Here is an 11631-nt window from a genome sequence, read left to right as displayed (position 1 = left end):
TCATGGAAGAGATCTTCTACGGGCCGTGGGACGTGCGGGTGGTCAGCCGCGACGCCTGGTTCTCTCAACAGCTCGTCATCACCGGATCGGACGCGTCGGACGGCGCCTACGACGCCTCGCCGGGAGGCGGGCCCGGGCTCGTCACCGGCCCGCGGTGGGTCCTCCACGCCGAATGGGACGACAACGCGGGATCCGGGTGGCAGCCCAGCGCCCTGCGCCGCTCGGCGGCGTACACTCTCGCCGACGGCCTCGTCGTGACGATCGGAATCGACGACAATCTCGAAGCCGTGCGCGACCACGACTACGACGACGTCGTGATCGTCGCCCGATCCCTCGATCCCGCGCACACTCCGCTGCACCCGCTCGCGCCCCCGCTCGACTTCACCGTGCCCGAGGACGTGTGGTGGAAGTACTGGAAGTCCTCGGGCCGGAACCCCGACGACCCCTATCGCGGATACCCGCCGCCCGAATCCGGCAAGGACGGCAAGGACGATGAGGGGAAGGATCCCCGGGACCCCGACAATCCTGAGGACCCCAAGGACCCGAAGCACCCGCTCGATCCCCGGTGGCCCGACCGTCGCCCCCCGAAGCCGAACCCGCGGGACCGCGACTGGACAGACAAGGGAGGTGACTGGCGCCGCCCGACGTGCTGGTGAGTGCTGCGCTCAGTCCGTCGCCCTCGGCTCGACGGCCCGTCAGGGTTCCCGCGCCGCGGCTTCGGGTCGCATCTCCGGTGCGTCGGCGGCCCAGCTGGCGAGGAGCCTGAGGGCGTCGGCCGACGGCGTTCCCGGCTCGGCGGTGTACGTCGAGAGGTGCAGACCCGGGTCCGCGGGCAGCTCGAATGCCTCGTAGTCGAGCTCGAGGTCGCCGACGACGGGGTGATGGAGACGCTTGGTGCCGCTGCGGTGGAAGCGCACGTTGTGCGCGGCCCACAGGGTGCGGAAGCGGTCCGACCGCGTCGAGAGCTCGCCGACGAGGTCGCTCAGACGCTTGTCGTACGGGTTGCGGCCCGCTTCCGACCGCATCGCCGCCACGAGCTCCTGCGTGTTCTTGTCCCAGTCCGGGTAGAACTCGCGCGCGGCGGGATTCAGGAAGGCGAACCGGGCGCTGTTCGGCGCCGGATCGGCGAAGACGGGCGCGTACAGGGCACGGCCCAGCCGGTTCGCGCCGACGTAGTCGAAGTAGCTGTTGCGGACGATGGCGGGTGCCTCGGTGACGGCGTCGAGGAGGCGCTGGATGCTGGGCCTCAGCGTCTCGGCGCGCTTGCGCGGCTTGCGCGCGATCGGTGAGGCGTTCGCGGTGCGGGCGAGGTCGAACAGGTGCGCGGTCTCGGCCTCGTCGAGCTGGAGCGCCCGCGCGAGGGAGTCCAGGACGCTGTCCGAGACTCCGCCGAGGTCGCCGCGCTCGAGGCGCGTGTAGTAGTCGACGCTCACGCCGGACAGCAAGGCGACCTCCTCGCGCCGGAGCCCGGGGACGCGCCTGTGGCCGCGGTAGGCGGGAAGTCCGGCCTGGTCGGGTGTGAGGCGTGCGCGGCGGGTGGAGAGGAACTCGCGCACATCGCTGCGATGATCCATGCTCCCGACGGTACGCCGACGTCACCGGGCGGGGGAGGGTCTGGCAGTACCGGGCACGACAGCCACTGCCACGGCCGGCCGAGAGCAGTTGAGATTGTCAGTGCCACACCGCAGGAGAGGGAGATCATGCACACTCGCACACTCGGACAGCGACTCGAAGTCTCGGCGATCGGCTTCGGAGCCATGGGCATGTCGATGAGCTACGGGCCGAACCCCGGCGATCGCGACGACATGATCGGCGTGATCCGCTACGCCGTCGAACAGGGCGTGACGTTCATCGACACCGCCGAGGTCTACGGGCCGTACGACAACGAAGAGCTCGTGGGGGAGGCGATCGCCCCCGTCAGGGATCACGTGGTGGTCGCGACGAAGTTCGGTTTCAACATCGTCGATGGGGCCATGCGCGGTGTGAATTCCCGCCCCGAGCAGATCCGGCGCGTCGCCGAGGGGTCACTTCGTCGGCTCGGAGTGGACACGCTCGACCTCTTCTACCAGCATCGCGTCGACCCGGCCGTGCCGATCGAGGACGTCGCCGGCACGGTGGGCGAGCTCGTCGCAGAGGGCAAGGTCAGGCACTTCGGGCTGTCCGAGGCGGGTGCAGGCACGATCCGCCGCGCGCACGGGGTCCACCCGGTCACGGCCGTTCAGAGCGAGTACTCCCTCTGGACGCGCGACCCCGAGCCCGAGGTCCTTCCCGTCTGCGCCGAGCTCGGCATCGGATTCGTGCCGTTCAGCCCGCTCGGCAAGGGGTTCCTCACGGGAACCGTCGCAGCCGACGCGACCTTCGGCGCGGGCGAGATCCGAGCGCGCGTTCCGCGCTTCCAGGCGGAGAACCTGGAGGCGAACCAGGCGATCGTCGACCAGGTCCGCGCGCTCGCGGCGACTCACGCAGCCACCCCGGGCCAGATCGCCCTCGCATGGCTGCTGGCGCAGCATCCCTTCATCGTCCCGATCCCCGGCACCCGCCGGCGCGAGCGGCTCGAAGAGAACGCCGCGGCCACCACGGTCCGGCTCTCCGCCGACGACATCGCCGACCTCGACGCTCTGCTGACTCGCACCGCGGTCGCGGGCAACCGCTACGACGAAGCGGGGATGGCCGCCGTCGGCCTGTGACCTCCGTGACGAACCCCCGGCCCGAATGGGTCAGGGGTTCACGCGGACGGCACGCACGCCGTCCGCCGCCGGTCAGCGGCCTACGGACTGGAAGTAGTGACTCGCGCCGTACTCGGCTACGTTCCTGCCGAGCACCTGGCCTTGGACGTCGGCGAAGCGGTAGTGCAGACCCGCCCAGATCCGAGCGTCGATGAGTTCGGCCATCGGCTGCGAGAACGAGTCGAACGTGCGCACCTTCGGCTCGGCCGCCGCGAGGAGCGGCGACACGCTCGTGATCTGGAAGCCTCCTTCGATGACGTCACCGAAGAACATCCGCAGGATCGTCACGTGTGCGGCATCGTTGCAGTTGTGACCCGAGGGGTGGTCGGGATACGGCGCAGTGATGAGGGCGGTCCAGCCGGGCTCGGCGATCGTCGCGGGATTGTCGTCCTCGCCGGCGCGAGGAATCGCGTTCCACGGCCGCCAGAAGTCGTAGTGGTACTTGTCGTTCCAGCAGTTGATCAGCGCATCCGCGCCGCTCAGGTTCTGCAGGGCGAGGAGCCTCGCGCCGTCGGCGGCGCTGAGGCCGTTGCGCTCGATGAGCTGACGGGACACCTCGTTCCAGGTGAGTATCGGCGCGCTCTGCCACCACTTGGCGATGTAGGTCTGCTCGTCCGTCCTGGTCGACCCGGTCGCGCGCCCCAGGGCCTGCACCTCGTTGAGCTCGGCCGCATACGCGGGGCTGTCCAACGCGAGCGGAGGCGCGGTGCGGAACTGCGAGGAGCTCTCGATGAGGAAGGGCTCGACGCCGCCCGCCCACGGAGTGGGGTCGAGGATCTGCTGGCCTGCGGCGTTGAGCAGCGGCCACCAGTGCCCCGGCCGGGTGTCGGGAACCCATTGCGATTCGCCGAACCGGCCGTCGTCGGCGCGGGCATCGATCATGGCATCGGCAGCCGCGTGGCCGGCCGCGACGCCCTGCCGCTTGAAGGCTCCGTCGACGATCGCATCGAGCGAGGCGTCGTACTCCGCCGCCAGGCTGTCCAGCAGCGCCGCTCGACCCGGGAACGGCGCCCGCTCCGGTGCCGTCGTGACGAGCTCCGTGAGCACGTCGTACGCGGCGGTGGCCACAGCCGCGTCGGTCGACGCCTTCGCCCCGAAGCGCCTGTCGAGCAGGTAGGGCTGATGCCGCTTGGGGCCGATCGCGTTGACCGCGTCGTAGACGGCGCCCTGCGTCATCCCCATGTTGATCTGGAACGCCGGCGGGGCGCCACCATCCGGCCCCGGCACCGCGGCCAGCGTGGACGCCGCGACCTGGTTCCAGTGGACGACCGCCGTGGCGTCGGCAGGGGCCGGCGGGGCGGCAGACGCTCCGGCGGCACCGAGCGTTGCCGATGCGAGAAGGACCGCAGCGAAGAGGCTGAAGGATCGACGACTGTTCATGATTACCTCGAGATGTCGCGATCCGAGGCGAGACCTCGGGTACGCCTCACTGTGGCACCGATCCCCGGTGGTGTCGATTGCTCAAATCCCCTAGGGAGATCGACCCATCCGCGGCTCCGGTCCTGGTCGTGCGGGCCCGGATCGAACCCTTCGATCGTGGTCATGTCATCCTCCTTCGACTCGTTGAGAGAGCTGGGCTGTTGCGGTGCCGGCCAGTCTCGGAGACCGAGGTATCAGCCCGGTATCAGGCTGCGGCTGCTCCGCCGCTCAGCCCTCGCGCAGCGGCACGCGGTTGAGGGTGAAGCTGTAGCCCGCGTCGCCGACGCGCGGCATCCCGTCCTCGTCCAGCAGCAGGAGCAGGTCGTCGCCGACCGCCCAGAACGTGCGGAGGTGGTCGGGCACACCAGTGAGCCGGTACACGACATCGTCGGCATCGAGGGCCGTGCCGGATCCGATGCCGACGTCGCCCTGACGGACCTCGCGCTCGTCGCCGACCCCGACCCGGATGATCGACATGACGTACGTCGTGGGCTCGTCGGTGACGGGGTCGCGGTAGAGCACGAGGCCGAGCTTGATGCGCTGGCACGCGGGGTCGGGAACCGGATCGAGCGAGCACGGCACGTGCGCCTCGAAGTCGGCGGAGGCCGCGTCCCCTTCGGAGTTCCGGGCGGGGTACCAGGGCGGGAACTCCGTCACCGGCTGCGGCTGCGACGCGGCGATGCCGACCAGGATCGCACCCGCTCCGACGACCACCGCCGCGATGCCGGCGATCGTGACCCACGCGCTGGTCCTCATGGTCCGTCCGCCTCTCGCGTCCGACTATGCGCGCGCCCGGCATCCGCCACAAGCGCCACCGTCAGGAGGGTCGGAGGCCCGGCGTACGATCGCGCCGTGGCCACCCTCGACGACCTTCGCCGCATCGCGGTCGATCTGCCGGGCAGCGAGGAGCGAGCCATGACGGGCGGCGCCGCGTGGTTCGTGCGACGGAAGCTCTTCGCCTGGGAGTGCCACCCGTGGCCCAGCGTTCCCGAAGACATCCGCGAGATCATCGCGGCGGAGCTCGTCGTCGGCGTGAAGGTCGGCGACCGCATGGACGCCCTCGCGCTGGTCGAGATGGAGCCCGACACCTTCCTGCGGACGACCACGCCATGGAACGAGCCGAAGATCGCCTTCCGGATGGCCCGGATCGACCTCGACCACCTCGGAGAGCTCGTCACGGAGGCGTGGCGCACGCAGGCGCCGAACTACCTGCGGCGCGAGTTCGACGGCGCATAGCGGGGCGAAGAAGGGGAGCGCGTCCCCGATGCGAGCCGGTCAGCCGCGCGGCGAGAAGTCAGATCGGGTCATCCGACGGGCACGGCGCGCGCTCCGGGCACTCCCGTCGGCGCGTCCAGCGCGAGCCGGAGTGCAGCCGCGAAGGGATACACCGGGCAGAAGAGCGGCACGTCGGGCGCCGGCTCCGGCGCATCCGCGGCCTCGAACGCCTTACGGGCCTGGCCGAGATCGGCGAGCAGATCCGCCACGGACGGCTCGGCTGTCGGCGCGGGCGCGTCCGCGGACGCCGCAGTGGCCTCCGCCCCCGCAGGGGCTGCGAGCGAGACCCCCAGAGCTGCCGCCGCCGCGTTCAGGCTGTCCTTCGGCATCGCCGCGGCGAGCGCCGAGAGCCGTGCCACGGCCTCCTTCGCGAACGTCGGGTCGACCGGCACCGCGGGCAGTGCGAACGTCGTGCCGGACTCGACGCCGAACGGCGCGTCCTGGAAGACGCGATCGCGGTTCGCAGCGTCGATCAGGACGCTCCTTCCGTCGAAGATGTCGGCGTAGAGGTTCGCCGCGAGGGCGTTCCCCTCGAGGGCCAGATTCCAGCCCGGCACGGTCGCCCGCAGCGCGATGCTGTCCGCGAAGGCCAGCACATTCGAGGTCACCCGGATGACGCCCTGCCCCGACATGTCGAGCAGGCATCCGCTCGTGGACTGGCCCGTCGAGGCCCGGCCGGTCGGGTCGGCGGCGAAGAGGATCGTGTTGCCCTGCACGCTCCAGGGTCCGGGCCCGGGGACCTGGATGCGGACCGCCGTGCCGCTCGTGTTGACGACGACGTTGTTCTCGAACGCCCCGTGTCCGGCGCTGAGCTGGACCGCGCCGGATGCCGCGTTGGCGAAGACGCAGTTGCGCACGGTGAGCCCGCCGTTGCCGCCGCGAAGGTCGAGCAGCACCGCCGACTGGGAGGCGGCGGGGTCGAGGCTCCCGGCATCCGTGTACGTGTTGTAGGTCGATCCGTCGAAGACGAAGCCGTCGAGGACGAGGCCTTCCGCGGAGTCCTCGACGGTCAGCACGGGGATGCCGAAGATCCCCTTGGCCTTGGTCTCCGGCGTCAGGACGAAGCGCACAGGATGGCGCCACGGATCGCGCGCCGCGAACTCGGCATCCCATCCGCCCAGGAGCGTGAGGTTGCGGACGGGGATCCGCCAGGCGCCCGACCGCAGACGGCCCGTGTACTCGCCCTCGGCGACGAGGATCCGGTCGCCCTCGGCGGCCTTCTCGAGCGCCTGGAACGGATCGCGCAGCGGCGCCTCGCGGGTGCCGTCGCCGTCCGCACCCGTTCGCACGAACCAGTCACGCCCGGTCGGATGCTGTTCCTCCGGCGCCGCGATGTCGGTGACGGGTGCGATCGAGTCGAGCACGATCGTGACAGGCTGGCGCCCGCCCGCGGCGACATCGGTGCGATAGGTGCCGCGCAGGACGGTGAGTGCCTGGACGTCGAGGCCGCGTGAGTAGCGCATGGCCTCCGCGGTCTGGTGGTGGACGAGCCCGTGGCGCGGCGCGAGGGCCCACCACGGACTGTCGTCGGTGCCCGGCTCGTACACGGCGACCCCGATGTGCGACTCGGCCAGCTCGGGGATGATCTGCGTGTTCTGGTCGTTGCCGAGCCCCGCGCGCACCTGCACGGGCGCGCCTGCGAGCGACGGATCGGCCTGAGCCAGTCGAGTCCAGTCGATGTCCTGGTAATCAGGTGCCGCCGGCCGCTCTGTGAAGGGCCCCGGCGCCGCCGGCTCGGTCGGATGGCTGCCCTGGGTCGCGCCGACCGAGAGCGCGAGGACTTCCGCGGGGGCGAGGCGCCGCATGACCGGGCGCGGCACGTCGGAGTCCGCAGCGGGCGGGAGCTCGCCGAGCCCCGCGGCCTTCCGCAGCCCGTTGAGCGCGTCGACCGGTGGGCGCTCGTAGGTCGCGGCGACATCCGCGGTGTAGCTGTCGAGCCATCCGCTCGGCAGACCCGTCAGCTGCGGGTCGCCGACCGCATTGCCGGTCGCCGAGCGCAGGCCGACGTCGGCCAGTTCGTGGACATACTCCTCGGTGATCTCCGCCTCCGCCCCCGACACGCGACTGCGGAGGATGTCGCGGAGCGTGACCGCGAAGAGATTGCGTTCGACGCCGATCTGGGCGACATCGCTGAGGCACGCGATCGCCGCGTTGCCGCATCCGACGAAGAGGTTGTCCGCGATCGTGGCGGCGCCGTAGACCCGCACGCCGAGAGCCCGATCGGCGCCCGACCCGCGCGGCGGGTCGGCGTCGTCGTGCGCGAAGCAGAAGGTGTTGCGGCTGACGGTGATCGGCGCCTCCGGGGTCGCGTCCCGGACGATCAGCAGGCTGAGGCCGACACAGTTGACGACAAGATTGTCCTCGAACACGCCTCCGTCGCCGGAGAGCTCGACCCCGCCCGAGCTGCCGTTGGCGAAGACGCAGCCCCGCACGGTGATGCGCTCGCCGCGCAGGCTCACGAGCGCGCCGTCCCCCTGCGACGCATGCTGTAGGACGCCCTGGTCGTCGTACTCGTCCCGACCGGACCCGTCGAAGAACAGCCCGTCCAGGACGAGCCCGTCATGGTCTTCGGTGCCGAGGAGCAGGTTGGGCTCATGCGGCACGCGCAGCCCCGCGGTGGCCGAGAGCACGGTGGGCGTGCTCCAGGGCGACCGCGTCGAGAAGTCGCTGCTGTAGCCGCCGAGCACGGTGAGGTCGGGGCAGTCCACGACCCAGGAGGATCGCTGCAGGCGGCCCGTGTACGTGCCGGCCGCGATATGGATGCTGTCACCGGGAGCCGCCTCGCGCAGCGCGAGCCACGGGTCGTGGAACGGCGACTGCCGGGTGCCGTCGCCGACGGCGGACCCGGCAGCGACGAAGTAGTCGGTCATCGGGTTATCCCTTCACCTCGTCGTCGGCTTCCTTGGTCTTGCTGAAGAGCATGTCCCAGCCCGCCCGGAGAGTCAGCTTCGTCTGCTCCAGCATCCCGACCGCCGTCTGCTTGTAGTCGCCGTCGGCGAGGTCGGCGACGAAGTCGCTCTCGTTCGCGAGCAGGTCCTCGAGCGACTCGAACGTCGACTTCAGGTCGTCGTTGAACTTCTGCAGAGTGGCCGGATCGTCGGTCAGCTGCGCGAACGCCTTCGTGCTCTCCTCGATGAAGGTCGGATACAGCTCCTCGTAGAGCTTGCGGGACTGCTCCTTGGCCGCCTCCGCACGCGGTTCGAGCCCCTCGTTGATGACCTGGTCGGCCATGCCCTCCCAGTCGGTCGCCTGGTAGTCGCCCGTCTGGCCGATGCCGCGCCACGCCCCGGCCGCCTCGCCGCCGCGCACGAACACCCTGTCGATCCACTCCTCGTCGAGCTGCTCGCGCGCGTCCGTCAGCAGCTTGATGTTGTCCTGCACGACCTGCTTCGCGGCGCGCTTCTGCTTCGCAGCCTCGTAGTTCTCGGCCGCGGCCTTCTCCCACGACTGGATGAGCTCGGTGGCCGCGGCCTTGGCCGCCGGGTCCTTCATGAACAGCACGACAAGCCGGGCGATGCCGCTCGGCAGCTGGGCGTACTTGGCGATCAGCGCTTTGGCCTGATCGGTCATCGACGCGAAGTTCTTGACGAGGATCTGCTCGACGATCTTGTCGTTGCTGCGCGCCTGCTTGAGGTCCTCCTCGCACTTCTTGATGACGGCAAGGTCGGTCTCGAGGATCTTGCTCATGAGCTCGGCGGCGTCCGGGACGTCGAGCCGGGCGACTGCCTCCCACACCTTGCGCTCGCCGGCGAGGAGGTCGTTCGGGGCCACCGCCTCCATCCGCTCCTCGATGGACATCGCATTGGCTTCGCTGTCCTCGAGGACCGAGGTCAGGTCCTCTTCGAGCCGATCCAGCAGCGCTTCGGCCTGCTCGCAGTTCGTGGCCCACCGGTCGCGGAGGCCGTCGTGACCGGGCTGCTCGAGCTTGTCGAGCATCTCCTCGAACAGCTTCTCGCGATCCGTGTCGAACTTCTCGAGCAGCTCCAGGACCCGATCGAAGATCGACTCCTCGAAGCCCTCGGCGCGCATGCGCTGCTCGACCAGCTCGCGGGCGTCATCGACATCGTCCACCGGCAACCTCCGTGCACGGGCCGGACGGCGGCGCAGAACGAGCACCCCGCCGATCAGGCGACGAGCTCCCCCGGGTCACATGGTAGGGGCCCCCGGCGCCGGCTGCCACGGGGGTGCCGCATCGCGTGCGTGCGCCACGAGAGTCTCGGCACTTCGTGCCCGCGGTCCGCTCGTCGGCGGACGTCAGCTCAGCGCCGCGATCCCCATGAGTCCCGCGGACACCCCCATCGCGGCGAGGTGGACACGGTCGAGGGGATGCCGCATCCGGAGGGCGCCGGCGATCGACCCGATCAGGTACGCGGTCGGGACGAGGACGAGGAGCGCCACGAGGGAGCCGCCGCCATGACCGTGGTGGCCGGATGCTGTCCCCTCGAGGTGCGGGACCCCCGCGACGAGAGCGGCCATCACGACGAGTCCGAGCGCCGTGTACACGGGGGAGTGCGGCACGGCCACGGGTTCGTGGTCCGCGTGAGCAGGACCCCGCCGGGCGCGGTGCGCCACACCCAGCGCCCCCGCCGTCGCGATCAGGATGCCCGTCCACAGGATCGGCGGGAGCACCGGGGCGGTCGCGCCGGAGTCGAGCATCGCCGGCACCATCACGAGGGATGCCGACAGCTCGAGCAGGCGCGCCCGCCGCCGATGCGCCGCGAGGCAGAGGATTCCGATCACCGCGAGGGCGATCGCGAGCTCGTGCATGCCCGGATCAGCGGCTGATGACCTTCGGCGCGGCGACGGCCTTGAGGCCGGCGACGCCGAACTCCTGGCCGTACCCGGAGGCCTTCGTGCCCCCGAAGGGCACGACGGGGTTCAGGGCGCCGTGCCCGTTGATCCACACCGTGCCGGCCTGGAGGCGCGTGGCCACCTCGACGGCGGCGTCGACGTCGGCCGACCAGACCGAGGCGCCGAGGCCCTGCTGGGACGCGTTCGCGCGGCGCACCGCGTCGTCGACGTCGCTGTAGCGCATGACCGGGATGACGGGGCCGAACTGCTCCTCGTCGACGAGCGCGGCGCCGTCCTCGATGTCGGCGACGACCGTGGCCCGGTAGAAGAGCGGGCCGAGATCGGGTGCCGGCGCCCCGCCCGTCACGATGCGCGCGCCGCGGCGGCGCGCGTCGTCGACGAGGCCCTCGACGATGTCGAACTGCTTCTGGTTCTGCAGGGGGCCCAGGACGTTGCCCTCGTCGAGGCCGCGGCCCATCGGCATCGCCTCCGCCAGCCCGGCGAGGGTGTCGACCACCTGGTCGTACAGCGAGTCGTGGACGTAGAGCCGCTTGAGCGCGGCGCACGTCTGGCCCGTGTTGATGAAGCATCCCCAGAACAGGTTCTCGGCGATGGCGGCGGGGTCGGTCCCGGGCAGCACGATGCCCGCGTCGTTGCCGCCGAGCTCCAGCGTGAGCCGGGCGAGGTTGCCGGCGGAGGCCTCGACGATCCGGCGGCCGGTCGCGGTCGAGCCGGTGAACATGATCTTGTCGATGCCGGGGTGGCCGGCGATCGCGGCCCCGACCTCGCGGTCGCCTGAGACGACCGTCAGGACGCCCTCGGGCAGGTGGCGGTTGTAGACCTCGGCGAGGGCGAGCACCGACAGCGGTGTGTACTCGCTCGGCTTGACGACGACGGTGTTGCCCATGCGCAGCGACGGCGCGATCTGCCAGACGCTGATCATCACGGGCCAGTTCCACGGGCCGATCGCCCCGACGACGCCGAGCGCGTCGTAGTGCACTTCGGCGCGGGCGGCGCCCGCCTCGAAGACGACCTCGGGCTCGAGTGGGGTGTCGGCGGCGGCGCGGGTCCACACGGCGCTCGCACCGACCTCGAAGCGGGCGTTGGGGCCGTCGAGCGGCTTGCCCTGCTCGCGGGAGAGGATGACGGCGAGCTCCTCGGCGCTGGCCTCGAGGTCGTCGGCGATCGCGTTCAGGATGCGCGAGCGCTCGGCATGACCGAGGGTGTTCCACGCCGGCTGCGCGGCGCGGGCTGCTGCGACTGCGGCGTCGAGGTCCGCCGTCGTGTGGATCGGCGCGTAGCCGATCGTCTCGCGGGTCGCGGCATCCGGAATCGCCCGGCCCTCCGACTCGGAAACGGTGATGGCGTCCAGAAGCGACGTCGCGACGGTCATGGGATCCTCCTCGATCGGGTGTCCCTC

General features: G+C 70.9%; 10 protein-coding genes. 3 read left to right on the top strand and 7 right to left on the bottom strand.

All coding sequences use genetic code 11. The annotated features are described in order from the left end of the window. Window positions 1-2 precede the first annotated feature (2 nt). A complete protein-coding gene (locus tag ABZ477_RS17475) occupies window positions 3-656 on the top strand; it encodes a hypothetical protein (RefSeq protein WP_360135798.1) in 654 nt (217 codons plus the stop codon). 39 nt (window positions 657-695) lie between these two features. On the opposite strand, the gene ABZ477_RS17470 is transcribed toward ABZ477_RS17475, so the two are convergent. Beyond that, window positions 696-1574 carry a helix-turn-helix transcriptional regulator gene (locus ABZ477_RS17470; RefSeq protein ID WP_360135796.1) on the bottom strand — a complete coding sequence of 293 codons (879 nt, stop codon included), beginning with the start codon at window positions 1572-1574 and terminating at the stop codon, window positions 696-698. Window positions 1575-1700: 126 nt separating this feature from the next. Between ABZ477_RS17470 and ABZ477_RS17465 the strand changes: the two genes are divergently transcribed. Next, a complete protein-coding gene (locus ABZ477_RS17465) occupies window positions 1701-2687 on the top strand; it encodes an aldo/keto reductase (protein WP_360135794.1) in 987 nt (328 codons plus the stop codon). Between the two features lie 72 nt (window positions 2688-2759). On the opposite strand, the gene ABZ477_RS17460 is transcribed toward ABZ477_RS17465, so the two are convergent. Further along, entirely contained in the window at window positions 2760-4106 is a 1347-nt protein-coding gene (locus ABZ477_RS17460) for a vanadium-dependent haloperoxidase (RefSeq protein WP_360135792.1), read from the bottom strand. A 267-nt stretch (window positions 4107-4373) separates the two neighbouring features. Continuing rightward, window positions 4374-4901 carry a hypothetical protein gene (locus ABZ477_RS17455; RefSeq protein ID WP_360135790.1) on the bottom strand — a complete coding sequence of 176 codons (528 nt, stop codon included), beginning with the start codon at window positions 4899-4901 and terminating at the stop codon, window positions 4374-4376. A gap of 96 nt (window positions 4902-4997) precedes the next feature. Here ABZ477_RS17455 and ABZ477_RS17450 point away from each other — a divergent pair, with 96 nt between their 5' ends. Further along, window positions 4998-5381, top strand: a complete 384-nt coding sequence (locus ABZ477_RS17450; RefSeq protein ID WP_360135788.1) for an MmcQ/YjbR family DNA-binding protein — start codon at window positions 4998-5000, stop codon at window positions 5379-5381. A 68-nt stretch (window positions 5382-5449) separates the two neighbouring features. Here the strand turns inward: ABZ477_RS17450 and ABZ477_RS17445 are convergent, their stop codons facing one another. The 4 genes from ABZ477_RS17445 to ABZ477_RS17430 all read right to left on the bottom strand — a co-directional run bounded on the left by ABZ477_RS17445 (window position 5450) and on the right by ABZ477_RS17430 (window position 11604). Then, complete coding sequence (locus ABZ477_RS17445; protein WP_360135786.1) at window positions 5450-8290, bottom strand: right-handed parallel beta-helix repeat-containing protein; 2841 nt, start codon at window positions 8288-8290, stop codon at window positions 5450-5452. A gap of 4 nt (window positions 8291-8294) precedes the next feature. After that, entirely contained in the window at window positions 8295-9491 is a 1197-nt protein-coding gene (locus tag ABZ477_RS17440; protein ID WP_360135784.1) for a hypothetical protein, read from the bottom strand. A gap of 183 nt (window positions 9492-9674) precedes the next feature. Then, the gene (locus ABZ477_RS17435; protein ID WP_360135782.1) at window positions 9675-10187 is read right to left on the bottom strand and encodes a hypothetical protein; all 513 of its coding nucleotides are present in this window, start codon (window positions 10185-10187) and stop codon (window positions 9675-9677) included. A gap of 7 nt (window positions 10188-10194) precedes the next feature. Beyond that, window positions 10195-11604 (bottom strand): aldehyde dehydrogenase family protein, encoded by a 1410-nt coding sequence (locus ABZ477_RS17430; protein ID WP_360135780.1) that lies wholly within the window; start codon window positions 11602-11604, stop codon window positions 10195-10197. Window positions 11605-11631 lie beyond the last annotated feature (27 nt).

This window comes from Microbacterium sp. NPDC019599, assembly GCF_040632175.1.
Taxonomy (GTDB): domain Bacteria; phylum Actinomycetota; class Actinomycetes; order Actinomycetales; family Microbacteriaceae; genus Microbacterium.
This window is presented reverse-complemented; position numbering and strand designations above follow the sequence as displayed.